This is a genomic window from Bradyrhizobium nitroreducens (genome assembly GCF_002776695.1).
GTDB classification, from domain to species: Bacteria; Pseudomonadota; Alphaproteobacteria; order Rhizobiales; family Xanthobacteraceae; genus Bradyrhizobium; species Bradyrhizobium nitroreducens.
The window spans coordinates 2,270,714-2,285,323 of record NZ_LFJC01000003.1; the positions used below are offsets into that span (position 1 = coordinate 2,270,714).

General features: G+C 65.8%; 17 protein-coding genes and 1 tRNA gene. 10 read left to right on the forward strand and 8 right to left on the reverse strand.

Annotated features, from left to right (window positions below):
- Positions 1-106 precede the first annotated feature (106 nt).
- From TSA1_RS11170 to TSA1_RS11180, 3 genes are all read right to left on the reverse strand, one after another.
- Positions 107-388: a DUF2934 domain-containing protein gene (locus TSA1_RS11170; RefSeq protein ID WP_100176396.1), complete on the reverse strand. Its 282-nt coding sequence runs from the start codon at positions 386-388 to the stop codon at positions 107-109.
- 388 nt (positions 389-776) lie between these two features.
- Positions 777-1,004 (reverse strand): hypothetical protein, encoded by a 228-nt coding sequence (locus TSA1_RS11175; protein WP_145984298.1) that lies wholly within the window; start codon positions 1,002-1,004, stop codon positions 777-779.
- Positions 1,005-1,088: 84 nt separating this feature from the next.
- Positions 1,089-1,268, reverse strand: a complete 180-nt coding sequence (locus TSA1_RS11180) for a hypothetical protein (RefSeq protein ID WP_100176398.1) — start codon at positions 1,266-1,268, stop codon at positions 1,089-1,091.
- Between the two features lie 570 nt (positions 1,269-1,838).
- On the opposite strand from TSA1_RS11180, the gene TSA1_RS11190 reads away from it, so the two are divergent.
- Both TSA1_RS11190 and TSA1_RS11195 read left to right on the forward strand, forming a co-directional pair.
- Positions 1,839-2,024, forward strand: coding sequence for a hypothetical protein (locus TSA1_RS11190; RefSeq protein ID WP_100176399.1), 186 nt, complete (start codon positions 1,839-1,841; stop codon positions 2,022-2,024).
- 34 nt (positions 2,025-2,058) lie between these two features.
- Complete coding sequence (locus TSA1_RS11195) at positions 2,059-2,286, forward strand: hypothetical protein (RefSeq protein WP_100176400.1); 228 nt, start codon at positions 2,059-2,061, stop codon at positions 2,284-2,286.
- A gap of 66 nt (positions 2,287-2,352) precedes the next feature.
- On the opposite strand, the gene TSA1_RS11200 is transcribed toward TSA1_RS11195, so the two are convergent.
- The 4 genes from TSA1_RS11200 to mnmA all read right to left on the reverse strand — a co-directional run bounded on the left by TSA1_RS11200 (position 2,353) and on the right by mnmA (position 5,272).
- Positions 2,353-2,429 (reverse strand) — tRNA-Met (locus TSA1_RS11200).
- A gap of 373 nt (positions 2,430-2,802) precedes the next feature.
- Positions 2,803-3,156, reverse strand: a complete 354-nt coding sequence (locus TSA1_RS11210; protein ID WP_100176401.1) for a hypothetical protein — start codon at positions 3,154-3,156, stop codon at positions 2,803-2,805.
- 46 nt (positions 3,157-3,202) lie between these two features.
- Positions 3,203-3,841 carry a class I SAM-dependent methyltransferase gene (locus tag TSA1_RS11215; RefSeq protein WP_100176402.1) on the reverse strand — a complete coding sequence of 213 codons (639 nt, stop codon included), beginning with the start codon at positions 3,839-3,841 and terminating at the stop codon, positions 3,203-3,205.
- A gap of 249 nt (positions 3,842-4,090) precedes the next feature.
- Entirely contained in the window at positions 4,091-5,272 is a 1,182-nt protein-coding gene (mnmA, locus tag TSA1_RS11225; RefSeq protein WP_100176403.1) for a tRNA 2-thiouridine(34) synthase MnmA, read from the reverse strand.
- A gap of 349 nt (positions 5,273-5,621) precedes the next feature.
- Here mnmA and TSA1_RS11230 point away from each other — a divergent pair, with 349 nt between their 5' ends.
- The 8 genes from TSA1_RS11230 to flbD all read left to right on the forward strand — a co-directional run bounded on the left by TSA1_RS11230 (position 5,622) and on the right by flbD (position 13,997).
- Entirely contained in the window at positions 5,622-7,250 is a 1,629-nt protein-coding gene (locus tag TSA1_RS11230) for a flagellar hook-length control protein FliK (protein WP_100176404.1), read from the forward strand.
- 13 nt (positions 7,251-7,263) lie between these two features.
- Complete coding sequence (locus TSA1_RS11235) at positions 7,264-7,971, forward strand: flagellar hook assembly protein FlgD (protein WP_100176405.1); 708 nt, start codon at positions 7,264-7,266, stop codon at positions 7,969-7,971.
- Positions 7,972-8,395: 424 nt separating this feature from the next.
- Positions 8,396-8,671, forward strand: coding sequence for a CtrA inhibitor SciP (gene sciP / locus TSA1_RS11240; RefSeq protein ID WP_002714638.1), 276 nt, complete (start codon positions 8,396-8,398; stop codon positions 8,669-8,671).
- A gap of 182 nt (positions 8,672-8,853) precedes the next feature.
- A complete protein-coding gene (fliF, locus tag TSA1_RS11245; protein WP_100176406.1) occupies positions 8,854-10,464 on the forward strand; it encodes a flagellar basal-body MS-ring/collar protein FliF in 1,611 nt (536 codons plus the stop codon).
- Positions 10,465-10,482: 18 nt separating this feature from the next.
- On the forward strand, positions 10,483-11,580 hold the full coding sequence (gene fliG, locus TSA1_RS11250; protein WP_100176407.1) for a flagellar motor switch protein FliG: 1,098 nt from the start codon (positions 10,483-10,485) through the stop codon (positions 11,578-11,580).
- Entirely contained in the window at positions 11,580-12,203 is a 624-nt protein-coding gene (locus TSA1_RS11255; RefSeq protein WP_100176408.1) for a FliH/SctL family protein, read from the forward strand. Before fliG ends, TSA1_RS11255 begins: the two co-directional genes overlap by 1 nt.
- 3 nt (positions 12,204-12,206) lie before the next feature.
- Positions 12,207-12,557, forward strand: a complete 351-nt coding sequence (gene fliN / locus TSA1_RS11260) for a flagellar motor switch protein FliN (protein ID WP_100176409.1) — start codon at positions 12,207-12,209, stop codon at positions 12,555-12,557.
- A gap of 54 nt (positions 12,558-12,611) precedes the next feature.
- A complete protein-coding gene (gene flbD / locus TSA1_RS11265; protein ID WP_100176410.1) occupies positions 12,612-13,997 on the forward strand; it encodes a sigma-54-dependent transcriptional regulator FlbD in 1,386 nt (461 codons plus the stop codon).
- A gap of 171 nt (positions 13,998-14,168) precedes the next feature.
- Here flbD and TSA1_RS11270 read toward each other — a convergent pair whose 3' ends face one another.
- Positions 14,169-14,477, reverse strand: coding sequence for a GIY-YIG nuclease family protein (locus TSA1_RS11270; RefSeq protein ID WP_100176411.1), 309 nt, complete (start codon positions 14,475-14,477; stop codon positions 14,169-14,171).
- Positions 14,478-14,610: the final 133 nt, after the last annotated feature.

Here is a 14,610-nt window from a genome sequence, read left to right on the forward strand (position 1 = left end):
CGGGCGTTCGCCGCGCCAAAGGGCTTCGGCCCGCAGGCGGGCGGGACAGCACGGGCATGACGACGCTGGCCGGGGCGCTCGTTCGATCGAGCCCGGCAGCTGTCGCCTAAGAAGAATCGCCTACACCCTTCCGCTCCTCCCACTCCTCCTCCAGTTGCCGCTCCGCTTCGAGCCAGAACTCCAGCTCGCGATCTGCCGGCCGTCCCGCCCGCTCCCAGAGTTCGTAGGCGCGGGCGCGGACCTGGCCGCGGCGCATCATGCGGCGGAGCTTTCGTTTCAGCTCCTCGGCAAAGCCGCGGAAGCGATGGCCGGTGGGTTCGTCCTTGACGAGCGCGGCCGCTCGCGTGGCGAGTTCGATCTGGTGCTCTATCCTCTTCTGCTCGTCCACCGCGGATGCTGCTGTCGTCAGAGCCCGTCTTGGTCAGACAGTGAATGCCTTGCCGGGATGGTCCGTTCCTTCGGCAGCAGGCACGGAATGGACCGAGCGAAGCGCATTCAGGTCCGAGCAGGAAGGGGCATGATGGGTTACGCTTCGCTCACCCCATCCCAGGAACCATCGCATCGCGCTGGTGCCACGTCGTGTCGGCCTCGACGATCACCGCTCTGACTTCCGGATCCTCGTCTCCTCCTGAAAAGCACGGCCCACCCTGGGGGGCATGGGGGGCTTGGAGGCGGGCCGTGCAGGCCAGCAATCGGCGGCGACTCTGGCCCGCGGATTCAAGCGTCGATCGGGCGCGCAAGTTCCTCGCCGCGCGCAACCGGCGACCAAGACCTCATCAATTGATGGCGACTGGAAAGAACACGGTGTCCAGCCAGAACAGGAGAGCGCCGATGCCCAGAACCGCGACGAGCGCGGGCATGAGGCGAGTAAACCGACGGTTGGACGCGTGGACTTCGTCCGAGAGCTCGCCTGCCAAGGGATGCCTGAGCGTCAGCGGACCCCGCCACCCGGGCATCGCGCCGGCTCTCGCCAGGGCCAGTCGTCCCGCCATCGCCAGGATCACAACGCCGCATCCCCACGACGCGACGGTCAGGACACGAAGCAGGTCGTGCGACACCTCGTGGAAGGGGCGACGCAGGCACGGGGCTCATCCGACGTGCCATCGCCCTTTGTGGATATCGAACTTCACCGAGCCTTCGTCTCGCATCTTCAACAGGAGGGACTGGCAGGCTTCCTCGTTCGCGACATTGGCGCGCTTCATGACCTCGTAGACTTTGAGCGGCTTCTCTCGAAGCGCCATCAGGATCTTTTCTCGATCATTCAGCACGACGACACTCCTCCTGCCAGCACGCGCGCCAGATCACTGCAAGTCCGACAGCTGCTCTTCCGTTACGACTCGCTCGACATTCCCCGACTTGCTCTTGATGCGATATCGAAGACGTCCATCTGCCTCGATGGGCATGCATTGAACGACGGTGTAGATCATTGCCGGATCGCTTGCTGCACGTCCTTGTGGACCTTGGGGCTGGTGGCGTACGTCTTCATTCGGCTTATAGGCATATGACATGGGCTCACCTCTCAAATCGTCTACGGTCGCCCTAGCGTAGAGCATGCTGTGACGCAATGTAACCATTGCTTCCCGTTCAGGCTCACAAAAGCAGGCGCAGCGCCGCGCGGTCCGGCCCTGTCCAGCCTTGTCCCCAAGGCTGGGGGCGGGTTCGTCGCCCTTTTGCGATCTCCCCACCAGAACCGTTCGTGCGGCTGTTTCACCGGTGCGCTGGAACCGCTGGGCTGGGCATCCTGCGTCTTTGAGGTCGCCGCCTGCGCGACAAGCGTCTATTGTTCCCGGGAATCACTTGAATAGTTCTGGACAAATCGCAGATGCAAGGATCGCGCAATGGCCAAACAGAAGCGCTCCGCCGAACAACAGGTCGCGGATGAAGCGGACCGCAAGGCGCAAAATCCTATCGGGGCGCGGCAAGTGATAGCGGACAGCCACGCCGATCCGGAGTTTCAGGAAAACCACAAGCGTCTCAGAGCGGAGCGCCTGGCGCGAGAAGCCGGGCCGGCAAGCAAGAATTGACCCGACTGTCGAGCAGCGTTTGGATCGAGACGAGATGACAAAACCAACGGATGAATACCAACCGCGGAAGCCGATCAGCAAAGCGGAGCGCGAAGCGCGCAAGGCCTTCCGCCAGGTCGATGCAGTGAAGGCAATGTCCGAGCACGCGCTCGCCGAGGAGGCCTTTGCTCGAAATCGAGAGCGGCTGAAGGCAGAGCGGCTGGCGCGGGAAGCCGCAGCGGGCCCGGCGCCAAAAAAGAAGCCCAAGACGAAGAGCAAGTGAACCCGCGCGACGCGAAGCAGGTCGTGCAACACCTCGTGAAGGCCGGCCATCCGAAGCTCGGGGAATTGGTAGCGGGAGAGGGACTCGAACCCCCGACCCCAGGATTATGATTCCCGTGCTCTAACCAGCTGAGCTACCCCGCCACAGGGTCGCGAACGGCGGTGAAGGCCGATCTCGCGAACGCGCGGCATATAATAAAGGGGGAGCCGGGAAGTCAATCCGCGTTTGCTAAAGCTTCGGCGGGACAAGGCGTTTCGGTGGAAAAGCGGGCGATTTTGGCGGCGGATTTGCCCGTTTTCGAGCACCAGAGCCTTTCCCGTTCCGATGGAATCGGAACGGAGCTCCAGATTCTCGTTTAGACGCGTTTTCTTGACGCGAACCGGTATCCACTTCGCTCGAAAACGCTCCAGGACTCCCGGAGAGTCCCCCTCACCCGAAATCCGCGCTGTTGCGCGGATTTCGGCCTCTCCCCGCACGCGGGGAGAGGCCGAAGCATCGCGGACGCGCGAAGATCTCTTATTTCGGCCGCACGGTCTGGTCGCCGCCGGGGCTGCCGGGGGGCGGAATGACCGGGGTGTTGCCGCCGCTGTCGGGGGCCGGGGCGTGCATCTCGGGGTCGACGCCGGCCGGCGGGCAGAGCACGCCGTCGGATTTGGCCAGCTTGTCACCGAGCGGTTCCCGGGACTGGCCGGTGGTGGTGCCGTCCGATGAGCGGTTGGGCCGGTCCTGCGGCATGCAGTTGGCGGCATGTTGCGGGGATGGCGGCGCGGTCGCTTGCGGCGGCGTCGCCGGGGCGGGCGGGGCCTGCGCGATCGCGCTGCCTGAAGCGGCGATCAGGAGGCCCGCAAGAATGAGGTTTGTCGTGCGCATGGAAGGGGAACGCGCGCGCGGCGCCCCCTGTTCCCGCGTCACATCATCACGATTTGCGGTAGCGGATCAGCGAGAAGTGCCCCATCGGCGGCATCGGCCTGCGCTCGGTGAGCGTGATGCCGCCGTGCTTGGCGGCCCAGTTGACGAGGCGGGCCCAGGGGAATTCGGGGCGCCAGCCGAGGCGGCGCGCGATGGGGGCGAAGGCGAGCTCGAACAGTTTGCGCGGGCCGCTCTCGGCGCCGATGTGGTTGACCAGGATCAGCTCGCCGCCGGGCTTGAGCACGCGCACGAACTCGTCGAGCGTGCCTTCCGGATCGGGCACGGCGGTGATGACGTATTGCGCCACCACCGCGTCGAAGAAGTTCTCGGGGAAGGCGAGGTTCTTCGCATCCATCACCGAGAGCACCTCGACATTGGAGAGGCGCAGCGTTCGCACGCGCTGTTGCGCCTTGCGCAGCATCGGCTCGGAGATGTCGACGCCGCAGATCTTGGTGGTGCGCGAATAATCCGAGAGCGACAGGCCGGTGCCGACGCCGACGTCGAGGATGCGCCCGCCGATGCGGTCGGCCTCCGCGATGGTCGATTGCCGGCCGGCGTCGAACACCTTGCCGAACACGAGATCGTAGACCGGTGCCCAGCGGCCATAGGCCTTCTCGACCCCGGCCCGCGAGATGTCTGCTGCCATGCCCCTGCCCTTACACGAAACTCTAGAGAGAATTGTCTAGTGGTGAGATCGAAGTCAGCCCCGCGCGCGGTCGAGCGCCTCTCCCGCGTGCGGGAGAGGTCGCCACGCTCGCAAGAGCGTGGCGGGTGAGGGTTCTTTCCGCTCGCAATATATCGCGTGTTGAGAGAGCCCTCTCCCCAACCCTCTCCCGCAGGCGGGAGAGGGGGCGCACCTCCGGTGTCGCGAGAATGCGGTCCGATCTCATGATGATTAGCCGCGCACGGCTTCCGCGAGCGGGCGCGATGGCGCGGCTCCGACCTTCGCGGCTGCGCTTTGGATGAAGCCGCCGCCGAGCACGCGCGCCTGCCCCGAAGGCGCATCGTAGAACACGCAGGCCTGGCCGGGCGAGACGCCCTCTTCGCCGGCGACGAGCTCGACCTCGTAATGGCCATCGCTGCCGCGCAGCCACGCCGGCTGCGGCGCGCGTGTCGAACGCACGCGCACGAACAGCTCGAGGCCGCCGCCGATGGCGCGGTCGATGTCGCCGCCGCCGATCCAGTTGACGTCGCGAAGTGCGATGCGATGCATCTTCAGGGCATCGCGCGGGCCGACGACGACACGGCGGTGAGCTGCCTCCAGCCGCACCACGAACAGCGGCGCGTGGGCGGCGATGCCGAGGCCGCGGCGCTGGCCGACGGTGAAATTGGCGATGCCGTTGTGCCGGCCGAGCACGCGGCCCTCGAGATCGACGATCTCGCCGGGGTCCATCGCGTTCGGCCGCAGGCGGGTGATGATGTCGGTGTAGCGGCCGGTCGGCACGAAGCAGATGTCCTGGCTGTCGTGCTTGTCGGCGACGCTAAGGCCAAAGCGGCGCGCGAGCTCGCGCGTCTCGGGCTTGGTCATGTCGCCGAGCGGAAAGCGCAGGAAGTCGAGCTGCTCTTGCGTCGTCGCGAACAGGAAATAGCTCTGGTCGCGGTCGGCGTCGGCCGCGCAGACCAGCGCGCGCGAGCCGTCCTCGCGGCGGCGCGAGGCGACGTAATGGCCGGTGGCAAGCGCCTGCGCCCCGAGCTCGCGCGCGGTCTTCAGGAGGTCGCGGAATTTTACCGAGCGGTTGCACTCGATGCACGGCACCGGCGTCTCGCCGAGCGCGTAGCTGTCGGCGAAATTGTCGATGACGGATTCGCGAAAGCGATCCTCGTAGTCGAGCACGTAATGGGGAATGCCGAGCTTGGCGGCGACGTCGCGTGCGTCGTGGATGTCCTGGCCGGCGCAGCAGGCGCCCTTGCGGTGGGTCGCAGCGCCGTGGTCGTAGAGCTGCAGCGTGATGCCGACGACGTCGTAGCCTTCCGCCTTCAGAAGCGCAGCCGTCGTCGAGGAATCGACGCCGCCCGACATGGCGACGACGACCCTGGTGTCCTCAGGACGGCCTTCGAGATCCAGACTGTTGAGCATGGGCCTTAAGGGGTTTGACGGCGGCGTGCGGCGATCCGCGATTTCTTGCCTCTCGCGGGACATCGGCGATCCCCGGGAACTTCGGTTCCCGAAAGGCACGGCGGCCCGGTCGAAAGCGGCTGAGAGTAACCTCTTTAATATAGGCGGCATTCCGGTGAAGCAATCACGCACGGCGGCCAGCTTAGGGCAATTCTTGCCGGGGAGGCAGAAATGGCGGGGTTGCGGCGGGCCCCGCAGGCTCGGTCACGAATCTTCAAGTCGTTGATTTTGCTATATAAAATGACATAAAACAGCACTGGCCCGCTCCTTGCTCCCCTTGATGCCGAAGTTTGTTTCCAAGGGGTCGCCTGTGGTCAGTCGTACGTCAGATGTCGTGGCCAGCGTGCAAGTCTCGAGCACGCAGCAAAAGCCTGCCCGGTCGCAGAGCACCAAGGACGCGCAGCAGGCGCCCGACTCCTTCGGGTCGCTGGTCGACAGCAACACCCAGGCGATCAGCACCAAGGACGCCGCGCAGGACAACGCGCCGCGGCGGAGCGATTCGTCCTCTGCCGACAAGGGCCCGCGCGACACCTCGTCCACGGATCAACCCGCGCAGAGCAAGGCGAGCGACGACACCGACACGTCCGCCCCCGCCAGGGACGACAAGGCGAGCGACACAACCACCGATCCGGCCAAGGACGCCAACAAAGACAAGCTCCAGGCCAAGGATAAGGCCAAGGACAAGTCCGAGACGTCGGACGCCAAATCGGCCGACGAGACCAAGGGCGACAAGGCCGAGGCCACCGATGGGCTCGCCGCCGCCGTCGATGCCGCGGCAACCGCGCCAGCCGACGCGGCGCTGGCCGCCGTGCCCGATCCGAACGCGATCGTGGTTGCCGCACCTAGCGTCCCGACCGATGCGAACGCCGCGACGAACCAGGCCGCCACCTCCTCACCGCTGACGATTGCCGCCGCCGGCATCGCCGCCAGCGCCTCGACCGCGGCGCAGATCGCGGGCGGCAAGACCGACACCGCCACGCCGGGCGACAAGAGCGCCAAGACCGCCGGCGCCAAGGTCGACGCCGACACCTCGGCGGCGCTGGGCGATGCCGCCACCGGCGCAACCGATGCGGCCGCGACCGACACCAAGCCGAGCGCCGGACTGGTCCCCGCCAATCAGGGCACGCCGAAGACCTCGTTCCAGGCCGCCGTCGCCACTGCGCAAGGACAGTCCGACGTCTCCAATATCGGGCAGGACACCGGCAAGGCGAACGCTGCCACCGCGCAAGCGCCGGGCGCAACGACCGCCAATGCCGCCGCGCATCCGCAAGTCGCCAAGCCGCAGGCAGACGGCGCAGCGACCGAGACCAAGCCGGGTGCGGCCGACCGCACCGCCGACGCGACCCAGGGCGCGCCGACCACGCCCGCTCATGCAGGCACGCAAGGTCTGGTCGCCCCGACCGACACCAGCGCCCAGGCCGCTTCGGCCGTGCAGGCGCCGCTGACGAACACCACATCGACCGCGTCCGCATCGACCGCGACGCTGACCGCGACCGCCGCCACCAACACGGCCGTGCCGATCAACGGCGTGCCGGTCGAGATCGCGGCCGCGATCCGCTCCGGCAAATCCCGCTTCGACATCAGCCTCGATCCGGCCGAGCTCGGCCGCATCGATGTGCGCATCAACGTCGACCGCGCCGGCAACGTCACCTCGCATCTCACCGTGGAGAAGCCGGAGACGCTGCAGATGCTGCGCCAGGACGCGCCGCAATTGCAGCGCGCGCTCGACGATGCCGGCCTCAAGACCGGCAGCAACGGATTGTCGTTCAGCCTGCGCGACCAGAATTCATCGGGCCAGAATTCCGGCCAGAGCAACGACAATGGCGGCAATGCCCGCCGGCTGATCATCAGCGAGGACGACAGCGTTTCCGCCGCGCCCGTGGGACGCAGCTACGGCCGCATGCTCGGTTCGAGCAGCGGCGTCGACATCAGAGTGTGAGGAGTATTCGATCATGACCACCACGAATGCCGCCACCGCCCCCACCGTCGTCTCCGGGACGACCGAGCTGCCAAAATCCTCTTCGTCGAACTCGCTGAGCTCGACCACGGGATCGACGCTCGCCGGCAACTTCCAGACCTTCCTGACGCTGCTGACCACGCAGTTGCAGAACCAGAACCCGCTGGATCCGCTCGACACCAACCAGTTCACCCAGCAGCTGGTGCAGTTCGCGGGCGTCGAGCAGCAGCTCAAGACCAACGATGCGCTGTCCCAGCTCGTCACCCTGCAGCAGACCACGCAGGCGACCCAGGCGCTGGGCTTTGTCGGCAAGACCGCCCTGGTCGACGGCTCGACCGCGACCATGAAGAACTCCTCGGCGACCTGGCATCTCAACGTGCCCACGGATTCGACCGTCGAGATCACCGTCGCCAATGCCAGCGGCCAGACCGTGTTCACCGGCAAATACACCGCCGCCGCCGGCACCGACGTTCCCTTCACCTGGAACGGCCAGGGCAATGACGGCACGCAATGGCCCGACGGCAAGTACACGATCTCGGCAACCGGCAAGGACGTGGCGAACAACAATGTCGGCATCGCCGCGCAGGTGCAGGGCACCGTGTCGTCCGTCGACCTGACCCAGTCGCCGCCGCTGCTGACCATCGATGGCGCCAGCTACACGCTCAGCCAGGTCAAGAGCATCATCGCGACCGGCAGCAATTAAAGGGGCGCGAGGGCTCGCCACACACTCGCTGTCATCCCCGCCTAGTTGCGCAATTGCGCACGGGGGCGGGGATCATAACCCCAGGACAACATTTGGCGAAGACTCGTAGTTAGGAAGTTTTTCTTGGTACTGCGACCGCGCCTCATCGAGAGATCATGCGGTATGGATCCCGGGCTCGCGCTCCGCGCGCCCCGGGATGACAGCTGAGGGCCTCGCGCCACCGCGCGCAGGCTCCATTCGTTAGTAAAGTATTTACAAAGACCCCCTCGACCGGCCCGGACGCCCCCGTCCCGCCGGCCGAGACGGCGCCGCTTCGGCCATTTTCAACGAGAATTGTATTGAAGCCTTAGGCTTAGCGGATTTTTAAGCCGCGGGGGTTACGGTTACGGCGTGAGTTCAGTGGTTGAGAGTTTGTGAGTACGCCATGACAGAACCCCATCGCCCGAGGGTAAAATACGTCATCGGGCCGGACGGCAGTCCGTTGACGATCGCGGATCTGCCAGCACCCGGCACCAAACGCTGGGTCATCCGCCGCAAGGCCGAAGTCGTCGCCGCCGTGCGTGGTGGACTTCTCTCGCTCGAGGAGGCCTGCAGCCGTTATACCCTGACGGTCGACGAATTCCTCTCCTGGCAGTTTTCCATCGACCAGCATGGTCTGGCGGGTCTTCGCACCACCCGCATTCAGCAATATCGCCAGTAAGCGATCCGGAAATCTGCGGCTTTTGACGAAAATCGGCCTCGCCCCGCGAGGCCGATTTTTTTCATGTTCGCGATTTTGTACGACCTCTTAACCTTCGTTAACCATATCGAAACCATCACCTAGGCAATAATTGCCCAGTCGGCCTTTCCGGTGAAAGCGGCCGAATCTGTTGGGGCGGTTGCTTGCAAGGTCTTGCGGACTTTTTGAAAAGTATCGGAGCCGCCCGGTTCGGGGCGATGCTCGCGGTCACCGCCGCGCTCATCGGCTTTTTCGCGTTCGTCATCATGCGCGTCACCACGCCGCAGATGACGACGCTGTTCACGGACCTCAGCGTCGAGGATTCTTCGAGCATTATCAAGGACCTGGAGCGCCAAGGCATCCAGTTCGAGATCCGCAATGAGGGCTCCATCATCATGGTGCCCAAGGACAAGGTCACGCGCCTCAGAATGAAGCTCGCCGAGGGTGGCCTGCCCAAGGGCGGCGGCGTCGGCTACGAGGTGTTCGACAAATCGGACGCGCTCGGCACCACCTCTTTCGTCCAGAACATCAATCACCTGCGCGCCCTCGAAGGCGAGCTCGCCCGCACCATCCGCGCCATTGACCGCATCCAGGCCGCCCGCGTCCATCTGGTGCTGCCCGAGCGCCCGCTGTTTGCGCGCGAGGCGCCCGAGCCCTCGGCCTCGATCGTGGTCCGCGTCCGCGGCTCGCTGGAAGCCCAGCAGATCCGCGCCATCCGCCACCTCGTCGCCTCCGCCGTCAACGGCCTGAAGCCCCAGCGCGTCTCGATCGTCGACGAGGCCGGCCAGCTACTCGCCGACGGCGCCCAGAGCGATCCGGACCAGCAGATCGGCGACGAGCGCCGCACCGCCTTCGAGAAGCGGATGCGCAAGCAGGTCGAGGACATCGTCTCCTCCGTGGTCGGATCGGGCCGCGCCCGCGTCCAGCTCTCCGCCGATTTCGACTTCAACAAGGTCACCCAGACCTCGGACAAGTACGATCCCGAGGGCCGCGTGCTCCGCTCGAGCCAGACCCGCGAAGAGCAGAGCATGACCGCCGACAACAACGGCCAGGTCACGGTCAACAACGAGCTGCCCGGCAACCAGCAGAACAACGGCGTCGCGGCCAAGGACCAGAGCAAGAAGACCGAAGAGACCAACAATTACGAGATCTCCCGCACCACCAAGACCGAAGTGACCGAGGCCGGCCGGGTCAACCGCATCTCGGTCGCGGTGCTGGTCGACGGCATCTACACCAAGAACGACAAGGGCGAGCTGGCCTACACCGACCGCACCAAGGAGCAGCTCGACCGCATCGCCGCCCTGGTGCGCTCGGCGATCGGCTTCGACCAGAAGCGCGGCGACCAGGTCGAGGTCGTCAACCTCCGCTTTGCCGACGCCCCCTCCACCACGCCGATCGCAGAGCCCTCCGGCTTCCTCGGCATGCTGCAGTTCACCAAGGACGACGTCATGTACTTCGTCGAGCTCGGCGTGATGATGCTGCTCGGCCTCGTCGTGCTGTTCCTGGTGATCCGCCCGCTGGTCAAGCGCATCCTCGCCTCCGACGAGGTCGCCGCCGCCATCTCCGGCGTGCTCGCCGGCCCCGCGGCTTCCGAAGAGGCCGCGCCGGCCACCCAGCCGCTGCTGCCGAGCGGCGCCGCCAGCGCGATCGACGTCGCCACCATCCAGGGCCAGGTCCACGCCCAGTCCGTGCACCGCGTCGGCGAACTCGCCGAGCGCAATCCCAACGAAACCGTCGCCATCGTCCGCCAATGGCTGAGCGAATCCGCAAAGTGATACGAGAAGTGATCTGACATGGCCGCCACACTGCAAAACGCCAACAGCAACGACATCACCAGCGTGATCTCCACGCTCGGCCAGCGTGCCAACACCCGCGCCAAGGACGGCAAGACGACCGAGCAATTGGCCGGACCGAAGCGCGCCGCGATCCTGATGCTGGCGCTGGGCGAGCAGTATGGCGGCAAGATCTGGTCGTTGCTCGACGACGACGAAGTGCGCCAGCTCTCGCTGGAGATGTCGACGCTCGGCACCGTCGAGGTCGACACGGTCGAGGACATGCTGCTCGAATTCGTCTCGCGCATGTCGGCGTCCGGCGCACTGATGGGCAATTTCGACGCCACCGAGCGCCTGCTGCAGCAGTACCTGCCGCCGGAGCGCGTCAACGGCATCATGGACGAGATCCGCGGCCCCGCGGGCCGCAACATGTGGGAGAAGCTCTCCAACGTGCAGGAAGAGGTGCTCGCGAACTATCTCAAGAACGAATACCCGCAGACCATCGCGGTGGTGCTGTCGAAGCTGAAGCCGGAACACGCCGCTCGCGTGCTCGGCATCTTCCCCGAGGACCTCGCGCTCGACGTCGTCAACCGCATGCTGAAGATGGAGGCGGTGCAGAAGGAGGTGATCGAGAGCGTGGAGAAGACGCTGCGCACCGAATTCATGTCCAATCTGTCGCAGACCCGCCGCCGCGACGCCCACGAGGTGATGGCGGAGATCTTCAACAATTTCGACCGCCAGACCGAAACCCGCTTCATCACCTCGCTGGAAGAGGACAACCGCGAATCGGCCGAGCGCATCAAGGCGCTGATGTTCACCTTCGACGACCTCGTGAAGCTGGATTCCGGCTCGGCCCAGACGCTGATGCGCAACGTCGACAAGGACAAGCTCGGCGTCGCGCTCAAGAGCGCCAACGAGGACGTCCGCAACTTCTTCTTCGGCAACATGTCCTCGCGCGCGGCCAAGATGCTCCAGGACGACATGGCGGCGATGGGCCCGGTCCGCCTGCGCGACGTCGACGAGGCCCAGGCGCTGCTGGTCAACCTCGCCAAGGACCTCGCCGCCAAGGGTGAGATCATGCTGACCAAGAACCGCGCCGACGACGAACTGGTGTATTGATGGCAGCTCCCGCCAAATTCCTGTTCGATACCGACTTCGCGGCGCCGGAGCGGACGACGCGCGAGAAGGCCGCGACCGCCGCCGAGATCGCCGCGAGGGTCGCGGAAGCCGAGGCGCGCGCCTATCAGGAAGGCTTTGCCGCCGGCCAGCGCGAAGCCAAAGCCGAGAGCGACCGCCGCGTCGCGCTCGCGATGGAAGAGATCAACATCGGCATCCGCGGCATCGCCGCCGGCATCGGCAACATCGAATCCAAGATGGAAACCGAGGCGGTCGACGTCGCGGTCGCGGTCGCGCGCAAGCTGTGCGCCGACCTGGTCGCCGCCGAGCCGCTCGGCGAGATCGTCGCGCTGGTCAAGGACTGCTTCTCGCATCTGGTCGCCACGCCGCATCTGGTCGTTCGCATCAACGATGCGCTCTACGACGCCGCCCGCGACAAGATCGAGCGGCTCGCCAAGCAGAGCGGCTTCGAGGGCCGGCTGGTGATCCTGGCCGAGCCGGAGATTGCCACCGGCGACTGCCGGATCGAATGGGCCGATGGCGGCGTCGTGCTGGAGCGCGGCGCCATCGCAGCCAAGATCGACGAAATGGTCGGACGCTATATCGCGTCCCGCAGGGGGAGCTAAGCCATGAGCGACACCGACGGACAGGTCCCGCTGCCCGATCTCAACGGCCCGATGCCGCCGACCGGCACGGACGTCGGCTACAACGAGGACGAATATGCGGCGCGCGCCGCCGCCGACCTCGAGGCGGTGTTCGACGTTCCGGTGCAGGTCTCGGCCGTGCTCGGCCGCTCCAAGATGGACGTCAGCGAGCTTCTGAAGCTCGGGCCCGGCACGGTGCTCGAGCTCGACCGGCGCGTCGGCGAGGCCATCGACATCTACGTCAACAACAAGCTGGTCGCCCGCGGCGAAGTCGTCCTGGTCGAGGACAAGCTCGGCGTGACCATGACCGAAATCATCAAGGCCGAACGCAGCTAGCGACATTGCAGGGAATAGCGCGCGGCAGCGCGACCAGACGGACAGGAGACTGACATGCGGCTTCTCATCGTTGGCACATTGAAGGGCCAGCTCACCACCGCCACCAAGATCGCGATGGACAACGGCGCCACCGTGACCCACGCCGAGGACCACGAGCAGGCGATGCGCGTGCTGCGCGGCGGCAAGGGCGCCGACCTCCTGCTGGTCGACGTCGCCCTCGACATCCGCGACCTCGTGATGCGGCTCGAAGCCGAGCACATCCACGCCCCGATCGTCGCCTGCGGCATCACCAACGACGCCCGCGCCGCGGTCGCGGCGATCCATGCCGGCGCCAAGGAATACATCCCGCTGCCGCCAGATCCCGAGCTGATCGCCGCGGTGCTTGCGGCCGTCGCCAACGATTCCCGCGAGCTGATCTATCGCGACGAGGCGATGGCAAAGGTCGTCAAGCTGGCGCAGCAGATCGCGGGCTCCGACGCCTCGGTGATGATCACCGGCGAATCCGGCACCGGCAAGGAAGTGCTGGCTCGCTACGTCCACACCCGCTCGGCGCGCGCCAAGCGTCCCTTCATCTCGATCAACTGCGCCGCGATCCCCGAGCATCTCCTGGAGTCCGAGCTGTTCGGCCACGAGAAGGGCGCCTTCACCGGCGCGATCGCGCGCCGCATCGGCAAGTTCGAGGAGGCCACCGGCGGCACGCTGCTGCTCGACGAAATCTCGGAGATGGACGTCCGCCTGCAGTCGAAATTGCTGCGCGCCATCCAGGAGCGCGTGATCGATCGCGTCGGCGGCACCAAGCCGGTGCCGGTCGATATCCGCATCATCGCAACCTCGAACCGCAACCTGGCCGAAGCCGTGCGCGAAGGCACGTTCCGCGAGGACCTGCTGTTCCGCCTCAACGTGGTCAACCTGAAGATCCCGCCGCTGCGCGAGCGTCCCCTCGACATCCTCGAGCTCGCCCAGCATTTCGTGAAGAAGTACGCCGAAGCCAACGGTGTGCCGGTGCGCCCGATCTCGGCGGAAGCGCGCCGCGTGCTCTCCACCAACCGCTGGCAGGGCAACGTCCGCGAGCTCGAAAACACCATGCACCGCTCCGTGCTGATGGCGCAGGGCGACGAGATCGGACCCGACGCGATCCTGACCCCGGACGGCGACCGCCTCGACCTCGCCAAGACCCCGCCGGCCGTGGCGCACGCCACCATGGCCGCCGAGCAGGTGACGCGCGCTCTCGTCGGCCGCACCGTCGCCGACGTCGAACGCGACCTGATCCTGGAGACGCTCAAGCACTGCCTCGGCAACCGGACCCATGCCGCCAACATCCTGGGCATCTCGATCCGCACGCTGCGCAACAAGCTCAACGAATATTCCGACGGCGGCATCCCGATCCCGCCTGCCGGCACGCCGGGAGAATATCCGCGGATGCCGATGATGGGGGCGTAAGCGGGACGCCACGCCGGTTGAAAATGCGAATGCCCGGGCTGGTCCCGGGCATTTCCTTGACCATGCGCACCAGCGCTCGCCCCGTCATCCTGAGGTGCGAGCGGCGCGATGCAATCGCATCGCGCCGGGAGCCTCGAAGGATGCACGGCCGAGCCGGCGCGATATAAACACTCACTTCTTCGATCGAGGTGCTCCCGCACGCCGCTGTGCAAGTTGGCTCACCAATCTCCAATCCGATCGAATGAGCGCTTCCTTCTTGGCGCGGCTCCATCCTTTGAGCTGGCGCTCGGCCGCAACGCCGTCGGTGATCCGATCGAAATGCTCCGCCCAGACGAGGACGACAGGGCGCCTCGAATAAGTATATCCCGGATAAGCTCCCGCATTGTGCTCATCGACGCGTTTTGACGTGTCTTCGCCTGTCGCGCTTCCGATGTAGAATGAGCCGTCGGCGCATCTCAGCATATAGACGTAGATGCCCATCACAACATCCTTCGAGGCTCTCCGCGCGGCGCTTCGCCCCGCACGGCTCGCACCTCAGGATGACGGCAGCGCTTGGGTTGTCAAGATTAATGAAACAACCTCAAGATATATCCCGTCATCCTGAGGCGCGAGC

Excerpts from the sequence above, each read along its gene's own strand:
- TSA1_RS11190 (WP_100176399.1), top strand. The coding sequence starts at position 1,839 with ATGGCCAAACAGAAGCGCTCCGCCGAACAACAGGTCGCGGATGAAGCG.
- TSA1_RS11195 (WP_100176400.1), top strand. The coding sequence starts at position 2,059 with ATGACAAAACCAACGGATGAATACCAACCGCGGAAGCCGATCAGCAAA.
- TSA1_RS11210 (WP_100176401.1), bottom strand. The coding sequence starts at position 3,156 with ATGCGCACGACAAACCTCATTCTTGCGGGCCTCCTGATCGCCGCTTCA.
- TSA1_RS11215 (WP_100176402.1), bottom strand. The coding sequence starts at position 3,841 with ATGGCAGCAGACATCTCGCGGGCCGGGGTCGAGAAGGCCTATGGCCGC.
- mnmA (WP_100176403.1), bottom strand. The coding sequence starts at position 5,272 with ATGCTCAACAGTCTGGATCTCGAAGGCCGTCCTGAGGACACCAGGGTC.
- TSA1_RS11235 (WP_100176405.1), top strand. The coding sequence starts at position 7,264 with ATGACCACCACGAATGCCGCCACCGCCCCCACCGTCGTCTCCGGGACG.
- sciP (WP_002714638.1), top strand. The coding sequence starts at position 8,396 with ATGACAGAACCCCATCGCCCGAGGGTAAAATACGTCATCGGGCCGGAC.
- fliG (WP_100176407.1), top strand. The coding sequence starts at position 10,483 with ATGGCCGCCACACTGCAAAACGCCAACAGCAACGACATCACCAGCGTG.
- TSA1_RS11255 (WP_100176408.1), top strand. The coding sequence starts at position 11,580 with ATGGCAGCTCCCGCCAAATTCCTGTTCGATACCGACTTCGCGGCGCCG.
- fliN (WP_100176409.1), top strand. The coding sequence starts at position 12,207 with ATGAGCGACACCGACGGACAGGTCCCGCTGCCCGATCTCAACGGCCCG.
- flbD (WP_100176410.1), top strand. The coding sequence starts at position 12,612 with ATGCGGCTTCTCATCGTTGGCACATTGAAGGGCCAGCTCACCACCGCC.
- TSA1_RS11270 (WP_100176411.1), bottom strand. The coding sequence starts at position 14,477 with ATGGGCATCTACGTCTATATGCTGAGATGCGCCGACGGCTCATTCTAC.